The 19847-nt window shown below is 38.7% G+C and carries 10 protein-coding genes; 4 read left to right on the forward strand and 6 right to left on the reverse strand.

Annotation, left to right across the window (positions count from 1 at the left end):
• The first annotated feature begins 593 nt into the window (after positions 1 to 593).
• Positions 594 to 2324, forward strand: a complete 1731-nt coding sequence (locus tag ACH3PA_RS03320) for a glycoside hydrolase family 43 protein (RefSeq protein WP_416440371.1) — start codon at positions 594 to 596, stop codon at positions 2322 to 2324.
• A gap of 67 nt (positions 2325 to 2391) precedes the next feature.
• On the opposite strand, the gene ACH3PA_RS03325 is transcribed toward ACH3PA_RS03320, so the two are convergent.
• Positions 2392 to 3513: a glycoside hydrolase family 43 protein gene (locus ACH3PA_RS03325; protein ID WP_416440369.1), complete on the reverse strand. Its 1122-nt coding sequence runs from the start codon at positions 3511 to 3513 to the stop codon at positions 2392 to 2394.
• A 317-nt stretch (positions 3514 to 3830) separates the two neighbouring features.
• Here ACH3PA_RS03325 and ACH3PA_RS03330 point away from each other — a divergent pair, with 317 nt between their 5' ends.
• The 3 genes from ACH3PA_RS03330 to ACH3PA_RS03340 all read left to right on the forward strand — a co-directional run bounded on the left by ACH3PA_RS03330 (position 3831) and on the right by ACH3PA_RS03340 (position 10994).
• Positions 3831 to 6935 (forward strand): SusC/RagA family TonB-linked outer membrane protein, encoded by a 3105-nt coding sequence (locus tag ACH3PA_RS03330; RefSeq protein WP_416440367.1) that lies wholly within the window; start codon positions 3831 to 3833, stop codon positions 6933 to 6935.
• Between the two features lie 9 nt (positions 6936 to 6944).
• On the forward strand, positions 6945 to 8879 hold the full coding sequence (locus ACH3PA_RS03335) for a RagB/SusD family nutrient uptake outer membrane protein (RefSeq protein ID WP_416440365.1): 1935 nt from the start codon (positions 6945 to 6947) through the stop codon (positions 8877 to 8879).
• A 156-nt stretch (positions 8880 to 9035) separates the two neighbouring features.
• A complete protein-coding gene (locus tag ACH3PA_RS03340; RefSeq protein WP_416440363.1) occupies positions 9036 to 10994 on the forward strand; it encodes a sialate O-acetylesterase in 1959 nt (652 codons plus the stop codon).
• A 224-nt stretch (positions 10995 to 11218) separates the two neighbouring features.
• Here the strand turns inward: ACH3PA_RS03340 and ACH3PA_RS03345 are convergent, their stop codons facing one another.
• The 5 genes from ACH3PA_RS03345 to ACH3PA_RS03365 form a co-directional block, all read right to left on the reverse strand.
• On the reverse strand, positions 11219 to 14131 hold the full coding sequence (locus ACH3PA_RS03345) for a glycosyl hydrolase 115 family protein (RefSeq protein ID WP_416440361.1): 2913 nt from the start codon (positions 14129 to 14131) through the stop codon (positions 11219 to 11221).
• Positions 14132 to 14259: 128 nt separating this feature from the next.
• Entirely contained in the window at positions 14260 to 15387 is a 1128-nt protein-coding gene (locus ACH3PA_RS03350) for an endo-1,4-beta-xylanase (RefSeq protein WP_416440359.1), read from the reverse strand.
• Positions 15388 to 15567: 180 nt separating this feature from the next.
• On the reverse strand, positions 15568 to 16731 hold the full coding sequence (gene uxuA / locus ACH3PA_RS03355; protein WP_416446676.1) for a mannonate dehydratase: 1164 nt from the start codon (positions 16729 to 16731) through the stop codon (positions 15568 to 15570).
• Between the two features lie 21 nt (positions 16732 to 16752).
• Complete coding sequence (locus ACH3PA_RS03360; protein ID WP_416440357.1) at positions 16753 to 17490, reverse strand: SDR family NAD(P)-dependent oxidoreductase; 738 nt, start codon at positions 17488 to 17490, stop codon at positions 16753 to 16755.
• 23 nt (positions 17491 to 17513) lie between these two features.
• The gene (locus ACH3PA_RS03365; RefSeq protein WP_416440355.1) at positions 17514 to 19688 is read right to left on the reverse strand and encodes an alpha-glucuronidase family glycosyl hydrolase; all 2175 of its coding nucleotides are present in this window, start codon (positions 19686 to 19688) and stop codon (positions 17514 to 17516) included.
• Between the last annotated feature and the right edge of the window lie 159 nt (positions 19689 to 19847).

A 19847-nucleotide genomic window follows, 5' to 3' on the forward strand; every position in this document is an offset into this window, starting at 1 on the left:
TTTACAATCATCATTTCTCCACTTTTATTAGTTTTGATGTTAAGCATAATAACAAACAAAGCTAGTCCTGACAGTATTTTAAATTCTTATGAAGTGATATTCGCTATGATCATAATGGGCTCATTGCTGTCAATTCCCGCTATGGCAGTATTTTGGTTTATTAAACGGAATTTGAAGTCTGATTATTTAGTGTGGCAAAAGAAGACCATATTATCATTATATTCTTTATTCTCTGTTTGGATGACTTTTTTTTAGTAGATAATGGTTTTGTTACAAGATTCTCCACACAAACAATATGGATTCTAATATACTCCCTAACTATAGTTTTAGCTGTTTGTATTTTTAAATTTCAAGAAATGAAATTTCCTGAAGAATAAACACTTAGAATAAAGGCTGAAACAAATTCCATAACCCTTGATTAAAACCTACAAACTGGGTAAAACACCTATAAAATCGCTCCTAACTAGTAAAAATCGGTTCTTTTTACCTTTTCTTCATCTATAAATATGAGATTATTTGAATAGTTTAAATCGATTGCGTAAAACATGGTTTTATTGGCTATATTTCTTCCTGATTAACCAATTCTAATAAACATGCCTTTTAAAATTTGGGTAAGCATTTGTTTAACCGCTTTTATTCTAACCAGCTGCGGGAAGAAAGAAAGAACTGAAACCGCTTCAGCAGAGCAACCAGAACAAGAATATTTTAACAACCCCATTCTTGCCGGCTGGTATCCAGATCCCAGTATAACAGATGATGGTAAGGGTAATTATTACATGGTAAATTCGTCATTTGCCTTTTACCCGGGAATCCCCATTTTTCACAGTACAGATCTTATAAACTGGAAACAAATAGGAAACGTATTAGACAGACCAGAGCAATTACAATTAGAAGGTTTTGGTGTTTCAAGAGCCATTTTTGCCCCAGATATTAGTTATGACAATGGTACATTTTATGTAACCTGTACTTTAGTAGATGGCAAAGGTAATTTTGTAGTTACAACTAAAGATCCAGCCGGTGACTGGTCTAACCCGGTTTGGCTTCCGGAAGTTTCAGGTATTGACCCAGGTCTTTTCTTTGATGAGGACAAGGCATATATCGTTTATAATAGTGACGCTCCAGATAACAAACCTTTATATCAGGGTCACAGAACAATTAGACTTCTTGAATTTGACAAAGAAAACCTAAAAGTTATAGGCGAGAATAGAATTCTGGTAAATGGCGGCGTCGATATTTCGAAAAAACCTATCTGGGCGGAAGGTCCGCGCATTTATAAGCTTAATGGTTATTATTACCTCATGACGGCAGAAGGCGGCACGGCCATTGATCACTCTGAAGTTGTTTACCGTACTAAAGATATAAATGACAAGTTCATTCCTTATGAGAATAATCCTATTTTAACGCAGCGTGATCTAGACCCAACAAGGCCAAACCCTATCACTTCAGCAGGACATGCAGATATTACTCAGGCACCTAACGGTGATTGGTACGGTATTTTTTTGGCATGCCGCGCTTACGGTGATGATTATTATAACACAGGTAGAGAAACTTTTCTTGCCCCGGTAAAATGGGTAGACGACTGGCCGGTTTTTGATCTTAAAGGTGAATCTGTAAAATACAAATATCCCGTTCCTGACGGAGTGACAATTGATAAAAACGCATTTCCCTTAAGTGGAAATTTCACATTTAAAGAGGATTTTGAAGCTGATTCACTCGGTTTTAACTGGCTATTTATACGAACTGTAAATGATATGTGGTACAACTTTACAGATCGCGCAGGAAGTATTGCTTTAGAAACAAGACCCGAAACTATTTCAGGCAAAAGCAATCCTAGTTTTATAGGTCACAGACAGCAACATTTAGAAGGTTCTGTCGCTGTAAGCCTAGATTTTAAACCAGAATCTGATAATGAAAGTGCCGGTATTGTGGCTTTTCAAAATGAGACTCACTTCTATTATTTGTGTAAAAGTATAAAAGATAACGTACCCGTTGTAGAACTGCGAAAAAGCAACGAGGATAGCTTTGAGGTTTTAGCCGAAAAAGAAATAGAGGCAACAGAGAGCGAGCTCGAACTAAAAATAGAATTTCATACAGATCATTACAATTTCTATTACGGCAACAATAATAATTGGAACTCCTTAGCTGAAGACGTTGATGGAAAATACCTGAGCACCAAAGTGGCAGGTGGTTTTGTAGGCGTAACTATTGGTATGTACACCACCTCTAATGGTAAACAAAGTCCTTCTAAAGCATACTTTGATTGGTTTGAATATACAGGCAATGATGTGGTTTTTAAAGACGAGGCAGCAACAGTAACAGAATAAGTTTGGGTACTATAAAAAGAAAAACCTCTGCTAGTGCAGAGGTTTTTCTTTTTATAGATATTCTTAATTATTCTGCTTCTACCATAGCATCAACAGTTTGAATTGTGCCGTCGTCATTATAATGAAGTTCTGTTACCTTCACGCTACGTAAATGGGTTTTACCACCAGATAACGAACTATCATGATAGAACAAATACCACTTACCGTTAAATTCTACAACAGAGTGATGATTTGTCCAGCCTAAAACCGGCTTTAATAAAACTCCCTGATATGTAAAAGGACCATAAGGATTATCACCTGTAGCATAAACTATATTATGCGTGTCACCTGTAGAATAAGAAAAGTAGTATGTACCGTTGTATTTGTGCATCCATGCAGCCTCAAAAAAACGCTTGTCGTTTGCACCTGTAGTAAGCGGGTCACCCTCTTTATCAAGAATCTGAATATCTTTAGGAGCTTCAGCAAACTCAAGCATATTGTCACTCAATTTTGCAATTTTTGGGCTTAATGCCGGTTGGTCATCTGCAGGATATTTATCTTCATTAACATATTTTCCAGAAGTCCATCGTTGTAATTGGCCACCCCAAATTCCGCCAAAATACATGTAATATTCACCATCTGTATCTTCAAAAACCGCCGGATCTATGCTAAAACTACCTTTAATAGGCTCTTTTTCGGCTGTGAAAGGACCTGCTGGATTTTCGCTTGTAGCGACACCCATTCTAAAGATATCTTCTTTATCTTTTACAGGAAAGTATAAATAGTATGTACCATCTTTCTCTGCAGCATCTGGTGCCCATAACTGGCGACCCGCCCAGGAGATATCTTTAATGTCTAGACCAACACCATTATCTGTAACCTTACCTCCTACACTATCCATAGAAAGAATATGATAATCTTTCATATCAAAGTGACTCCCAAGGTCATCTTCAGGTATACCAGATTCATAATCGTGAGAAGGATATACATATAACTTACCGTTAAAAACGTGTGCTGAAGGATCTGCCGTATAAATATTAGTAACTAAAGGCTCATCATTTAAATTGCCACTAGCAATTGTATCATTTACAGCACTATTTTCTGTTTCTGCAGACGCCTTAGAAGACTCATTATTCTTGCAGTCGGTAGTGGTTGCAAGTGTAATGGTGAGCAGTGCTACCGCATTTAACTTCATGTAAGATTTAATCATTTGGTGTTTGTTTATTAAATTAAGAATCAAATATATAGAAAAGCGCATATGAACACTCATTTGCGCATCGCTAAGTTATTCAAAAAAAAATCAATCGTTTTCTTAAAATTAATTTAATATTTAATTATCTGATTTATAGCATTTTAACATAATAAAGTGACACCGTTAAAAGTTAAATTCACAATAAATTAGCATTTTTTTTACGCAATCGATTGCATCATATTATAATTTGTGTATTTTTATGACATCAAAAAAAAATGGCTGTTCTTTTTAAGAATTCGCCTGCCAGGCATCTTTAAATCAAAAAAATTAACAAAATGATCAATCATTTACTCAATGAACAACATTTAAAGCTTAAAAAGCTTTTCTTTTTTGTTCTGTTTTGTGCTTTAGCCTTTCCGGCCTATTCTCAAAATGGAACTGTTAATGGTACCGTTTCTGATGAAATGGGACCCCTGCCCGGAGTAACTGTGTTACTCAAGGGAACAAGCAATGGTACAGCAACCGATTTTGATGGTAATTTTACCTTATCAAATGTGCCTTCAGATGGTGTATTACAATTTAGTTTTGTAGGTTTTGCAACTCAGGAAATACCGGTAAATAGTCAGTCTACATTTAATGTGACTATGGCCGCTGATGCTGAGTCTCTAGCCGAAATCGTTGTAGTAGGTTATGGTACACAGCGTAAAGAATCTGTTACAGGATCTGTAGCATCTATAAAAGGTGATGAGATACGTGAAGTGCCTTCTGCTAACGTGTCTGAAGCTTTGCAAGGACGTTTACCCGGGGTAGAACTTTCACGATCTTCATCAAAACCGGGTTCTACAAGACAAATACGTATACGGGGTGTACGCTCTCTTACAGCAAGTAATGACCCGCTTATTGTTCTGGATGGTATTCCTTTTTCTGGATCTATAAGTGATATTAGTCCTAATGACATAAAAAGTATAGATATTTTAAAAGATGCTTCTGCTACCGCTATTTATGGATCACGGGGAGCTAATGGCGTTGTTTTAATTACTACTAATAGAGGACAAAAAGGTCAAACTGCACAATTTACATATAACAGTTTTTCAGGACTTGCTACCACATTTTCTGAATACCCTATGATGAATGGTTCACAACTCGCTGCCCTTCGAGATGCAGCAGGTCTATACCCTAATGATGGTACTGATGAATCTCGCGATGTAAATACAGATTGGCAAGGTATGTTTTACGCTCCTGGTTTAATTATGAACCATGATATGGGTGTTTCAGGAGGCGGTGAAACAGGCAACTATAACTTTGGGCTAGCTTATTATAAGGAAGAGGCTGTTATACCAGATCAAGACTATCAACGTATATCATTAAGAGGCGCTTTGGACCAGCAAATAGGAGAGAATATTCGTATTGGTTTTAGCACTAACAATAACTATTCAATTAGCAATGGGAATAATTTAGGATTGTATGGAGTTCTTAGCAGTTCGCCTCTTGCAGACCCTTATAATGAAGACGGAACTTTAAAAAGGGTTATTAGAATGCCTTTAGACGATCAATGGGTATATACAAGAGAATCTGTAAAGAGTCTTGGTGACCGTTGGGTTGATCACACAAAATCATTCGGTTCATACAACAGTATGTATGCTGAGATCGCTATACCAGGTGTAGAGGGATTAAAATTTCGCACCAATCTTGGTCTTAATTTTAATGTGTCTAATGATGGTGAATATACAGGTGAAGGCGTTTTTAGTGCTCAGCCAGATACACAATCTGTAGCTTCAATTGGTAATTCACAACAAACACGATGGTTAATTGAGAATTTAATTACTTACGATCGTACTTTCGCAGAGAAACACAGCCTTAATGTTGTAGGCTTATTCTCTGCAGAAGAAACAAATTATAACAGATCTTCTATTGTTGCACGTGATATCCCATCAGATGCTTTTCAGTATTACAATTTAGGACAGGCTAATGGTGAGATATCTATTAATCCTGATACACAGGTGTATCAAAAATACGGCTTAATGTCTGTTATGGGAAGAGCCATTTATTCTTATGATGACAGATATCTTTTCACGGCAACCTTGCGTACAGATGGATCTTCTCGTCTTGCTGAAGGTTATAAATGGAATACCTATCCTGCTGCTTCTGTAGGGTGGAACATTAAGAACGAATCTTTTATGGAGCCGGTTGAATGGCTTAATCAATTAAAACTACGTGCAGGATATGGTGAAACATCTAACCAGGCAATTGCTCCTTATGCAACTTTAGGTCGCCTGGGTACGAGACCCTATAACTTTGGTGATGAAAATTATCAAACAGGCTATTATGTGACTGAACTGCCTAACTCTGAATTGGGCTGGGAATACTCAACTACATGGAACTTTGGTATTGATTTCGGCTTTTTTAATAATCGCCTTTCAGGTACTGTAGAATATTATAAAACCAATACTAATGATATCTTACTTGGAGTAAGTCTTCCTAGTACCGCAGGTGTTGGGAGTTATACAGCAAATATTGGTGAGACCCAGAATAAAGGTGTAGAAGTTTCTCTTAATGGTGTCATTATAGACAATCCAGATGGGTTTACCTGGGAAGCAGGATTTAACCTATATGCAAACCGCAATGAACTGGTTTCTCTCTCTTCAGGACAAGAACGGGATGAAGCAAATGGTTGGTTTGTAGGCCACCCTGTTAATGTGATCTATGATTATGAAAAAATAGGATTATGGCAGGAAGGTGATCCTTATCAGGATATTCTTGAACCTGGTCCTTATGGCGCTACTGATCAAGGTACTGTGTTAGGTTCTATTAAAGTGAAGTACACAGGAGAATACAATGATGATGGCACTCCTGTAAGAGCAATAGGTCCAGACGATAGACAAATACAAGACACTAATCCAGATTTTCAGGGAGGTTTTAATACCAGATTAGCTTATAAGAATTTTGATCTAACTGCAGTAGGAGCATTTCAAAGCGGAGGAATCCTGATAAGCACTTTATACGGTTCTTCAGGTTATTTAAATATGCTGAGCGGCCGTAGAGGAAATGTAGATGTAGATTACTGGACACCTCAAAATACGAGTGCAGATTATCCTAATCCTGCAGGAATAAAAAGCGGAGACAATCCTAAATATGGCTCAACTCTAGGTTATTTTGATGGTTCATTCCTAAAGATTAGAACTATTACGCTCGGTTACAATTTTGAGGATGAATTTCTTGAAAAACTGGGTGTAGACAGATTTAGACTTTATACTACAGTTCAAAATGCATTTGTGCTTTTCTCACCTTATAACAGAGAATCAGGAATGGATCCTGAACCTAACTCTTATGGAGATGAGAATGCTGCAGTTACTACTAGTTACAACAGAAGGTTGCTAACCATAGGTACTAATACACCTTCAACCCGCAACTTCCTTCTTGGAATTAACTTAACATTTTAAAAAACAGCGATGAAAAGAAATTATTTTAATATCATACTTGGCACAGTCATCATGACCATGTCATTAATGAGTTGCTCTGATATTTTAGATGAACAACCCAGAAGTATTTACGAGCCCAGTTATTTTAAAACTGAACAAGGTGTATATGGTGGTTTAACTTCTCTATATGCTCACTTACGATATATTTATGGCCAGGCGTATTACTATAATACCACAGAGACTGGTACAGATGAGGTAACTTATGCTCAAAGTGCCGACCAGAATTTCCAGGTAATGGATATGTCTGGACAAGGAGATATAACCTCTACAAGTAGTCGCTCTGATGCCTTGTGGGGTGCTGCTTTTCCTAACATTAATACAGCCAGTGGAATTATTGAAAACGCTACAGAGGTAGGTACAATTTCAGATGCTTTGATTGCAGAAGCCCGTTTCTTTAGAGCATTTGATTACTTTATTCTTGTGCAGACCTTTGGTGGTGTTCCTTTAGATTTGGGTGCCGGAGAATTACAATTTAATACAAATCCAGTACGATCATCTGAGCGCAATACTGTTCCTGAAGTTTATACGAGAGCTATTTTCCCAGACCTGTTAGCTGCAGTTAATGACCTTAATGATGAACCTAGAGTAGTAGGCGGGGTGACTAAAACAGTGGCTCGTCTTTATCTTGCTAAAGCGTATCTTACTTATGGCTGGTGGTTACAAAATCCTGATAACATTCCTACTTATCCAGAAGCTCCCAGAACAGACCCAGACAGTCATGACCCACAATGGTATTATCAACAAGCTTATGATATTGCTACTACAGCAATTGCTAATCCCGGTCCCTTTGGTCTACAGGAAACATATTATGACGTAAACCTGGCAGAAAATGATCGTAATAATGAGATTCTTCTTTTTGCAGATCATACAGAAACGAGTGAATTTTACAATGGAGGAAGCCTTACTTATAGTAATGGCGGTGCTCCTGATAACTTCGCCGGTTGGATGATGACTTGGAATTATACAAACATAAGAAGCAGCTCATCAAACTCTTCATGGGAATCTATTAGTTCTGTACAACGTGAGGCAGAGCAACATTTAGGAAGACCATGGACGCGTATGTGCCCTACAATTGAAGCGGTGACTAATACTTTTGCAGATAAAACAAATGACTCTAGATACGATGGTACTTTTACTACAGTTTACAGAGGTAATTGGGATAAAGCAGGAATTGAAGGACCTTTATATAATGCAAACCTTTTAGAAGTTAATCCGGGTGATGCCATTCTTACATTCCTCGATGAAGAGCCATCAGGCAGTATAGATTATCCTAATGGTGGTAGTGATAGCAATATAGGTGCAGGTGTGCTTCCCGGCAGGTCAGATTTTGTTATCGCACCTAGCGGAATAAGCAGAATCGTATATCCAGGACTTTGGAAATTGGGGCCATATCGCACAAATGATGGTGATGGTTTAGGTCAGCCTAATGCTGCTAGTACTCGTCCTTTTAATATTGCTAAATTTTCTGAGCTATATTTTATAGCCGCAGAAGCTAAGGTAAAAGGTGCGCAAGGAGCAGAAAGCGCTAGAGATTTAGTAAACGTGATCCGAGCACGTGCAGGAGTATGGCGCTGGGATAACAATGGCAATGAAGAGAAGTTAGAAGATAACAGTGCTGAAATGATGGCCGCTACACCTGCAACAATTGACATAGAGTATATTCTTGCTGAACGCTCTCGCGAATATTATGGAGAAGGTTATCGCTGGTTTGACCTTGTACGAACACAAAAGTGGGAAGAGTTAGCTTCCACTTATACAATTGGAGGCAGTAATTATGGAGATCACACTCCCCAGACAGTAAATCGGGATATTCAACCTTATCTTTATCTACGTCCCATCCCACAAGGTCAACTTGATGGTATGGAAGGTGACATAGCTAATTATCAGAATCCAGGATACAATTAAAATTAAGAACAAGGGGGATATATCCCGTTGGGATTAACAAATAATACAAAGGTTCCTCATAAATTGGGGAACCTTTTTTCTTTGAATCAGTTAGTATCATATCTTATAAAAAGACATAAAAACATTAAATTATTTTAATTATAAACTCAGGACTCAATGAGAAGTATTCAGGCATTTATAACGGCAGTTTTACTGCTCCTAACAACAGCTACATCAATTGCTGAAGTCAGGTTACCAAAATTGATTAGCGACGGCATGGTTTTGCAACGAGATAGAAAACTACCCGTTTGGGGCTGGGCAGACGCTAATGAAAAGATTACCATAACATTTAATGGAAAAAAATATAAGACCATAGCATCTTCAGACGGAAAATGGAATGTAGAACTTCCTAAAATGAAAGCCGGTGGTCCTTATAATATGACCGTTTCAGGAACTAATACCATAGAAGTAAAAGACATTTTAATAGGGGATGTCTGGCTTTGTTCCGGGCAATCTAACATGGTGCACCAGATGGATATTCATGATGTTACCTATGCTAATGAGATCGCTACCGTTAATAATCCCCAGATCAGACATTTTAAAATCCCAACCACTCCTGTACTTGATGGTCCACAGCCGCAGCTTGAAGGAGGTGAATGGCAAAAAGCTGTAGGCGATGAAGTACGACCTTTTTCTGCAGTAGCATATTTCTTTGCTAAAAAAGTCTACGAAAAATACCATATCCCCATTGGGCTTATCAATGCCAGCGTAGGCGGAACGCCCATAGAAGCATGGATACCGAAGGAAGGTTTTAAAAAATTTCCTGATGTTGAAAAGATAATCAAAGAAAATCAGGACACCGCTTTTGTTAATAACCAGTTGCAAAATAATCCTTCTAATGATGCTTCGGCACAACCTAAGGATAAAGGGTTAATAGGAGATAAGAAATGGTATGATGTCGATTTTTTACCTAAAGATTGGCGACGTATCAATATTCCGGGATATTGGGAAGATCAGGGTGCCAAAGACCTGAATGGTGTGGTTTGGTTTCGTAAAGAGATCGAGTTACCAAAAGATATGGCAGGCAAAGAGGCTACTGTCTTCTTAGGACGAATTGTTGATGCCGATGAGCTTTACATTAACGGTGAAAAAGTAGGGAATACTACTTATCAATACCCACAAAGAAGGTATGATGTATCAGCCAATCTACTCAAAGCAGGAAAAAACACATTTGCTATTAGAGTAACTAACAATTATGGTAAAGGCGGATTTGTACCTGACAAGCCCTACTACATTTTTACAGATAAAGATACGGTAGATCTTAAGGGTTACTGGCAGTATAAAGTAGGTGAAGTTTTTAAACCTTTTGATTATGCAGCCGCCTCTCAGGGTAATCAAACCCGCAGGATAAATCCACAAAATGAACCTACGGCTCTTTTTAATGGGATGGTAGCTCCGTATACACAATATCCCTTCAAAGGAATTTTATGGTATCAGGGAGAGAGTAATTCAGGCCATCCTGAGACTTATGAAGCCTATATGGAATCACTTATTGAAAGCTGGCGAAAGGTTTTCAAGGCTCCTGAAATTCCGTTTATCTATGCCCAACTTCCTAATTATATGGATGTGTCTTATCTGCCCACTGAAAGCAATTGGGCTGAGCTACGGGAAGCACAACTGAAAGCACTTAACGAACCTAACACAGCAATGACTGTAAATATTGATTTAGGAGAATGGAATGATATTCATCCGCTAAACAAAAAAGATGTAGGTGATCGTATGGCGTTGGCAGCTTTAAAACTAGCCTATAATGAAGATGTTGTGTATTCTGGGCCTTTGTATGAAGATTACACAATACAAGATGGTAAAGTATCTCTTTCATTTTCTCATGTTGGGAGCGGACTTGTGACTGACGACGGTGAAACTTTAAACGAATTTGCCATAGCTGGCGCCGATAAGAATTTTGTTTGGGCGAAAGCCAAAATAGAAGGAGACCATGTAGTTGTGTGGAGCGATGAAATTAAAGACCCAAAATATATACGCTATGCTTGGGCAGATAATCCTGACAATCCTAATCTCTACAATAAAGAAGGATTACCGGCATCACCTTTTAGAGTAGAACTGAATAAGGATTAATGAATTTATTCTTTTTATATATGAATATTATTCAAAGGTGCTTCCCAAAAATCCGGACAAAATTGGTAAAAATCCCCTTTAGCATGTAAAAAATCGGATTTTCTATACGAATTATTAGAAGTACCTTTTAAGTAAAAAACCTGTCAGCATTAAGCTGACAGGTTTTTTATGTGACCTTGGTAAGTTCCCAATTAACTAACCGGAAAGGAATAATTTATATCCTGTTATTTTACTTTAGGACTTTCTGGCAGACCTAAGTAAGTTTGCTTGAGATCTCCTGTTTCAATCACTATTTTCTGAAGAACAACACCACTGTCTACCATGTAATATTTTAATACATGATTGCCAGCCTCTGAAAGTGTATGTGTTGATGTAATTACTTTAATATTGTTTGCAACAGATTGATTCCAGTTTGCGTCAGAACTATCTTTATTCAGATTAACTATCTGCGCCTCTTCATCGTCAAAACCAATCCCATATTTAAGTCCGTCGCGGGTTGTATAATTAATTGTAGGAGAAAAATAAGCGTAAACTTTTACTTCACCTTTAGATTCTAAATGAACATTATATTCTAATCTTGGCGAACTATCAGTTATTTCCTGTGGACCTACAAATACAGGCATTGGCGTAACTCCAGAACCGGTTTTACCTAGATTATCAATAACCCCCCAATTGAAGTCATTATCGGTCTTTTTAGATGAAAAATCGGCCGCTTCAAGCGAAATATAGCCATTCATTTCTGCGAAACCTTTAGCGTCATCAGCAACACCGTTGACGATATTGACCGTAACTGAAACTTCCTGCTTTCCTGAAGAAACAGTGATTGTTGCACTGTTCTTTCCTTTTGGCGCTTTTTTCCAATTTACACTTACTTTTACCGGTTTTTCGGTAGAAATTACCTGATTTTTATCTGGTAAAATCAGCCAGTTTACATCCGATTTTATAGTGTATTTAAGCGATTCTTTCCCGCGATTAAAAACCGTCAGGTTATAAACCGAATCATCAAATGAATAGAAAGTCGGTAACACAGCTTCTCCTTCTGCATTAGGCCACCACTTTTCTGAACCATCTACAGCAACACCCAAAGATGCTTCCTCTGGAAGTTCAATGGTTTCAGTTTCCGGAATATTATTGTTTTCGGGTTGCTGCCAATACGTATAACCAATGTGCGTCTGAGACATCATATGGTTCCACTTTCCATCAGCTAACTCGGTGTGATAATAGTCGGCCAGTTCAGCATCCTTATCAAAAAGTTCTTTCACCTTATCTGCATATTCGTTTGTCGCTGCTCTCCCCTGCTCTGCATACCATTTATTTTTCGCGGCAGCTACATACATTTCGTTCAAATTTGCACTTGCCAAAACCGGAAATAAAACCAACTCATAATAAGCATCTTTAAATTCTGCCGGAAGTTGGTCGTTTATTTTTTGGGCTTTCGCCGCAAGGCTATTATATTCTTCAACAACTCTATTTGCTTCATTGTAATTGGTCAAACTAAAGGTTGAAGCATCGATGAGTTCAGGTTTACGTCTTGCATTATATTTGGTGTATTTTCTTAAAATATCGGCGATTTCCTCAGTAAAATTGTCATCAAACGTTTTTGCTGCCCATTTTGTATAATAATCCTGCAAGTTTGAAGTGTCTATAGCTTCAGGGTCCCAGGCATAATCCAGAAAAAAGGAAATAGGGAATTCCATAGGTTTTAGATCGCCCACATTCACTATCCAGACTTCATTAGCTCCAAATTCATATGCGAGATGCATTTGCTCCCACGTTCTTTCAATTTGGTTCGTATTGATCCATTTATAATTTCGAGGTCCACCTACATAATCAAAATGATAATAGATACCGTAACCGCCTTCACGTGGTGCGGCATCAAGCTCCGGCAATTTGCGTATGTTGCCCCAGTTGTCATCACAAAGTAAAAGCGTAACATCATCTGGCACACGCATTCCCTGATCATAATAATCCTGAACTTCTTTGTACAGCGCCCACATTTGCGGAGTTTCTTCTGCGGGTTTCCCCGTTACATCTGCGATTATTTCACGCTGATTTTTAACTATATCTTCAAGTAAACCAATAGCTGTTCCCTGTGTCATGGGCTCATCGCCATCTCCGCGCATACCAACGGTTACTATGGCTTCTGTATCTCCTTTACGCTGCATGCCTTCTGTCCAGAATTCTTTAAGATTCTCAGCGTTTTTGGAGAAATCCCATGCTCCCTCACCAAAATGTTCCCACTCGGCATGAGCTCTGGTTAAAGGTTCGTGATGCGAAGTTCCCATTACAATACCATATTCATCAGCAAGTTTGGGATTTTCAGGATCATCTACGTAGAACATTCTGCCCCACATTGCGGGCCACAAATAATTGCCTTTTAGACGCAGGATCAATTCAAAAACATGATCGTAAAATTTGGCATTAAATCCGCCAAATTTCTCAAATGCCCAGCCCGAAAGCGCCGGAGCTTCATCATTTAAGAAAATTCCTCTGTACTTTACTTTAGGCTCTCCTGCAGTGTGAATTCCTGGCAGCACATCAAGTTCGCTATGTTTTTTTACCGGAACATCTGCCCAGTAATACCAAGGCGAAACGCCGATTTGCTCAGAAAGATCGTACATGCCATAAATGGTTCCGCGTTTATCACTTCCCGCAATAACCAAAGCTTTCTCGACACCATCCATAGGATTTTCTACTACCTGAGTAGTAAATTTCTCCCATTTTCCATCTAAAGCACTTTCGTCAATTTTGCCATCTTTTGCCAGCTTATCAATCAATGTGCTTTTTCCCAAAGTCCCAATAATAACTACGGTTCCTTTAGCAGATTCTCCAATAATTAACTCTGGTTTTTTGCCACTTACTTTTTCGATATCCGTTTGTAAATGTCCTGCGACCCTTAGAACGCCGGGGAAATCTGAATCGCTAACTAAGAGTGATGCCACTTTATCTTGTGAAATTAAAGGAAAGTTCTCCGGCGAAATTTCTTCGGTCACATAATTTTCATTCACTTTTTGGGCGAAAGAAGCCGATGTTGTAAGAAAAGTAACGGTTAAAACGAAAAGGTTGAGTAAACGGAATTTCATAGCGATATTTCTTTTCTGATTATCAGTTGTTAGTAATAATTCTCCTTTTGTCATGCTGAACTTGTTTCAGCATCTCATCCTGCTATTAAATCAATGATGATGAGACCTTGAAATAATCCCGAAAGCTTTCGGGACAAGGTGACGATAGACTCAAGACTTATTACGGATATTAAAATTTCTTTTTATTCTTTAAATTCTACAACCTCATAAAAGGCTTTTTTAGGCTGCTGATTTTCATCAAACAGTAACGGATAGTTCTTTCTACCATTCACAGGATAGGTGTCTAACCAAGAATATCTATCTGAAATATTCCAGAAAGTCACACCGGTCAACGTGTCTTTGTAATCCCTAAAAACTTTAAAGAACATAGCGTATTGATCTACCTGTTTTTGTTCTAACTCGGGAGTAAATTCATCACTTTCATCTTCTCTCAATTCTCTGCGTTCTTTCTCCCACTTATAAAGAGATACATCTAATTCTGTTATCTGTACGTCTAGACCTAAAGACGCATATTTATCCATTGCAGTACGTAATTCCTGCTCGCTTGGTTCAAAAATCGACCAATGCGCCTGAATACCTACTCCATTTATGGGAACACCTGCATCAACCAGTTTTTTGACTAACGTATATATACGCTCTGCTTTTTCAGGACGAACCGCGTTGTAGTCGTTGTAAAATAATTTTGCATCGGGATCTGCCTCATGCGCATATTCAAAAGCTTTGGCCAGATACTCCTCACCGGCAATCTGGTAATACGGCGATTCCTGGCGATAAACGAAATTAGAATCATCTGAAACTGCTTCATTAACCACATCATAAGCATAGATCTTACCTTTATAACGAGTCATCACATCTGTGATATGTGTTTTCATTCGTGCAAAAAGCGTGTCTTTGCTTATTTGATTTCCGTCTGCATCTTTAAAGAACCAGTCCGGATACTGTTGATGCCAAACTAAAGCATGACCGCGCATAATCATATCATTTTCTTGCGCAAAGTCTACTATCGCATCTGCCGGACCCCAATTATACCTATTCTGCTCGGGGTGAATAGGTCCCATTTTCATCACATTTTCAGGTGTCATGCTTTTAAACTGGGTTTTGATCAAGTTGGCTTCTGCGGAATCTTTTAAAGCTCGGGGCGAAACCGCAACTCCTACAGGGAAATAATCTTTGTAGTAATCTTTTAAACCTTTGTTTTCAGCAACAGACTCATCTTTTACTTCAGCTTTATCTGTGGCATTTTTACAGCTATATATTGTCCCTCCAAAAAGAAGAAGAACCAGAACGCTTTTTAAAATATTTTTTTTCATGATGGTTAAGATTGATTATGCATTATTATAGATGTCTTTAAAAGTTCTTTAATCCAACGTCACCCTGATGGTATTGCAGGATCTCACCAGATAATTTATTAGTCATCAGACTGAAGATGTGATGTTGAAACAAGTTCAACATTACCAAAAAAATATTAGGACTAATCACAGGAATCAGGGTTAAGCATAGAGTTTGTAAGAGAGACCTAATTCTAGTCCGCGTATTTCTGCAAGTCCTTTAAGACGACCAATTAACGAATAGCCGGGATACTGCTCCTTATCACCTTCCATACTAAAAAGGAATCCGTGATCGGGTCGCATAGGCAGGCCAATATTTCTTTCCTGCATAAGCAGAATGAGTTTTTCTACCACAGCCTCCATAGGATTATCGCCATTTAAGTGCTCAGATTCCCGAAAAATGCCATCATTTTCCCGTTTTACATTACGTAAATGCAGAAAATGAATACGATCACCATAATTATCGATCACTCGTGTCAGGTTATTTTCAGGTTGTGCACCTAATGAACCTGTACAATAACAGAGTCCGTTGGCATTTACAGGCACTGCTTCAAAGATTTTTTTAAGATCTTCTTCTGTACACACAACTCGTGGCAAACCTAAAACCGAAAACGGCGGATCATCAGGATGAATAGCGAGTTTTACGCCCAATTCTTCAGCTACAGGAGCAACTTCAGAAAGGAAATAAATTAGATTTTCGCGTAGCTTATCATCATTGATATCCTTGTAATTATCGAGCAAATCCAAAATCTCTTCTGCCGTAAAATTCACCGTACTGCCGGGCAATCCTAAAAGCACATTTCTAAACAGCTTTTCCTTTTCTTCCTGTGATAATTTTTCGCCGTAGGCTAGAGCTTCGTTCTTCTGCTTATCAGAATAATCATTCTCAGCATTGGGACGCTTGAGCAAAAACACATCAAAGTAGATGAATGCTTTAGGATTATAAAGCAGCGCTTTTGTACCATCAGGATTAAGATGTGCGTGGTGCGTACGCACCCAGTCCAGAATGGGCATAAAATTATAGGTCACCACTTTTAAGCCACATTCAGCGATATTTTGCAGGCTGATCTTATAATTCTCAATGTACTTTTTATAATCTCCCAGGCCTCGTTTTATATCTTCATGCACCGGCAGACTTTCTATCACAGTCCACTCCATCCCTGCATCATTAATAACTTGTTGCCGTTCTTTTATGTCCTCAACCGTCCAGACTTCACCCACAGGAATCTGGTGGAGCGCCGTGACAATACCGGTCACACCCGCTTGTCTGATATCTTTTAACTTGATCGTATCCTGAGGACCAAACCACCGCATGGTTTGCTGCATCTTAATCATACTATTTTCGTTTTAAAAACCAATACTGTTACCGCCGTCTACTGGCATTACAATACCTGTAGTAAATTTAGCTTCGCTTGAAGCGAGATAATAAACCGCATCTGCAATATCTTCCGGCTCACCCATTTTACCCATAGGTGTTCTTGAAAATACTTTGTTTTTACGATCAGGATCGCTGTCTAAAGCGGTTGCTGTCATAGGTGTTTTGATAAATCCCGGAGCCACACAGTTCACGCGGATGTCATATTGCGCAAGATCTACAGCCATAGACCGGGTCATACCCTCTATCGCAGTTTTGCTGGCAGAATAGGCTATCACTTTTGGTATACCATATTGCGCAGCCATAGAACTGATATTCACAATGCTACCACCGCCGTTGTCTTTCATGATTTTAACCACCTCTCGGCTTATCACAAAAACACTGGTAATATTTGTATGAATGATCTTGGTGAAATCATCATTTGTAACTTCGGTAAACTCCTTCTTCATGTTGATGCCCGCATTGTTTACAAGCACATCTATCTGCCCTTCGGCTTCTGCAATTTTGTGCACCATCTCAGGAATTGCTTCCAAATCTGTAAGATCAAAAAGTACAGGTATCGCATTAGGACCCATTTCCTGACAAGCTGTTAAAGTCTTCTCTTTACTGCGACCTATCACATAGGTTTTATAATCGTTATCGCAGAATTTTTTAGCAGTTGCGTAACCAAGTCCAGAATTCCCGCCGGTTACTATAGCTATTTTCGTCATTATATAATTTTAGTTAGTTGTTTTTAATCCCATTGTGGTCGTATTCCCGGTGAAAACGGAAATTTTAAAGACTCGTAATATTCCAGATCATGAGCCGGTTTTTCAACTCCTTCTGGTAAAGACATTCCTGAATATTGCTGAAAATACAACAAGCACGCATCACGCCACCATTTCGCTTCTTTTAATTGAATATCGAGCAGCATGCTCACTTCTTCAAAACGCTGCGTATCTACATAAGGTTTCATTTCGCTCCAGGTTTTTTTCATCTGCTCTACCTCTTCTACTCCCTGCTGGTATTTATTTGCAATTCCGTTCCATAAGGTTTCGCCGTTTTTCAGTTTATAATCCCATGGTAAATGATGAAACCATAACAATAGATTTTCAGGCGTAGTTTTAGGATCATCAAATTGTTTAGCGACTTCTGCGGAATATTGGGCGGTGGCTTTGCTTCCGGTTTTAGAACGGTCAAAACCTATTCCCAGGCTATCAGCTTTATGATAATAAACAGGATTCCATTCTGGTCGTGACAGATTACTCACCCAAGGTCCCGGCCCGTAATGATGCCCGGTATTCATGATATGATGTAGTCCTAACGGAGTCATATAATTAACCACAGCTTCTCGGGATTTTATCAACATATCTTCCATAGGTTTTACAAACTCCTCTTTATTAGAAAAAGTTGCGCGCAGCCATTCATCTGCTATTTTTTCTGAGCTCATTTCAGGATCCCAAGCGAGTCTTCCAAAGCCGTACCAGTTAGATTGGCCAAAAATATGCCCCGTCCAGTTGATATCTGTCCCAATATTAGCCACACCGGCCATACCTGTAATTTTCTTATTGTCAAGCGAGCCGTCAATTACTTTTGCTACTGTTGAGCCTTTTCCTTTTCTGTAGGTATCTGCTTCAAGAACTTCTTCAAAAAGCTTTGGCAAAAAGACCAGATTTGTACTTTGACCTAAATATTCCTGAGTGATTTGAAATTCCATCATCAGGTTAGTTTTTGGCATTGCGCCAAACATAGGATGAAACGGTTCACGCGGCTGAAAATCTATCGCCCCATTCTTGACCTGAATTAATACGTTGTCACGAAATTTCCCATCAAAAGGCACAAACTCGCTATACGCCTGTTTTGCACGATCTGTAGGATCATGTTCTGAATAAACGAAAGCTCGCCACATCACAATTCCGCCGAAAGGCTTAACCGCATCTGCCAGCATATTTGCGCCATCTACATGTGTGCGGTTGTAATTTTGTGGCCCCGGTTGGCCTTCTGAATTGGCTTTTACCAGAAATCCGCCGAAATCCGGCACATATTCATAAATTTCTTTTGTCTTTTCTTTCCACCAGTTTTGCACATCAGCATCAAGTGGATCTGCTGTTTTTAAACCGCCTATTTCAAGGGGTGCCGAAAAGCGTGCTGTTAAATAAACCTTTATGCCATACGGGCGAAAAACATCTGCTAATGCCTTTACTTTTTTCAGATACTGCGGCGTAAGCACCAGCGCATTTGCATTTACGTTGGTTAGCACCGTTCCGTTAATTCCTATTGAGGCATTGGCACGTGCGTAATCTATGTAACGCTGATCGATATATTCAGGGAGTTTATGCCAGTCCCAAATCGAAAAACCGGCATAACCGCGCTCTACCGTTCTATCCAGATTATCCCAGTGATTTAAAACGCGCAGGTCGATTTTTGGCGCGTCAGCGAGGTTTATGGCAGATAAATCCCGATTTTCCTGCATAAACATCAATAACCTGAACGTCCCGTACAAAATCCCCAGATCGTTGTTTGCGGTAACGAGAAGCGTATTTTTTCCGTTTTGTTTAAGTGTCCTTATTATAAAGCCATCTTTTCCCAAGTTTTCAAGTTGGCTTTTTACAGCTTCAGCAAGAGTTTCATTTAAACTCCCGACCGTTGCAATTACAGTAGTGTTATCTGCAGAGAATTTTTCGCTTAAAGCGAAATCTGCACCCAGCATTCCTGCCAGTCCACGTTTCAATTCATCCTGTGCGATTGCAATTGTTGCATTGCCATCATTAAAATAAACCGACTCAAATTGTTGTCGATACTGAGTCGCTACTTTTTCATTATCAATAGGTGCATATCGCAACCACAGATTATAACCATTAGAAGCAAAACCAGCCGCAATCACAAAGAAGTAGGCAAAAACCGAGAATATTAAATGTCTTTGTTTCAAATTAAACTTTTTAAATTTCGAAATCGATTGAAAAATCGGGTGAAAAATGCCAAAAATCGGCCTTTATTATCCAATAATTAACCAAATATAGCTAACCTCAACAAAATATCAACGCAATCGATTGCATTTGTTGTCAAATTATGTGACATTTGATTATCG

The organism is Leeuwenhoekiella sp. A2 (assembly GCF_047946655.1).
Classification (GTDB): Bacteria; Bacteroidota; Bacteroidia; order Flavobacteriales; family Flavobacteriaceae; genus Leeuwenhoekiella.

What these genes read in the sequence shown, in the direction of transcription:
- ACH3PA_RS03320 (WP_416440371.1), top strand. Translation starts at nt 594, where the DNA reads ATGCCTTTTAAAATTTGGGTAAGCATTTGTTTAACCGCTTTTATTCTA.
- ACH3PA_RS03325 (WP_416440369.1), bottom strand. Translation starts at nt 3,513, where the DNA reads ATGATTAAATCTTACATGAAGTTAAATGCGGTAGCACTGCTCACCATT.
- ACH3PA_RS03330 (WP_416440367.1), top strand. Translation starts at nt 3,831, where the DNA reads ATGATCAATCATTTACTCAATGAACAACATTTAAAGCTTAAAAAGCTT.
- ACH3PA_RS03335 (WP_416440365.1), top strand. Translation starts at nt 6,945, where the DNA reads ATGAAAAGAAATTATTTTAATATCATACTTGGCACAGTCATCATGACC.
- ACH3PA_RS03340 (WP_416440363.1), top strand. Translation starts at nt 9,036, where the DNA reads ATGAGAAGTATTCAGGCATTTATAACGGCAGTTTTACTGCTCCTAACA.
- ACH3PA_RS03345 (WP_416440361.1), bottom strand. Translation starts at nt 14,131, where the DNA reads ATGACAAAAGGAGAATTATTACTAACAACTGATAATCAGAAAAGAAAT.
- ACH3PA_RS03350 (WP_416440359.1), bottom strand. Translation starts at nt 15,387, where the DNA reads ATGAAAAAAAATATTTTAAAAAGCGTTCTGGTTCTTCTTCTTTTTGGA.
- uxuA (WP_416446676.1), bottom strand. Translation starts at nt 16,731, where the DNA reads ATGCAGCAAACCATGCGGTGGTTTGGTCCTCAGGATACGATCAAGTTA.
- ACH3PA_RS03360 (WP_416440357.1), bottom strand. Translation starts at nt 17,490, where the DNA reads ATGACGAAAATAGCTATAGTAACCGGCGGGAATTCTGGACTTGGTTAC.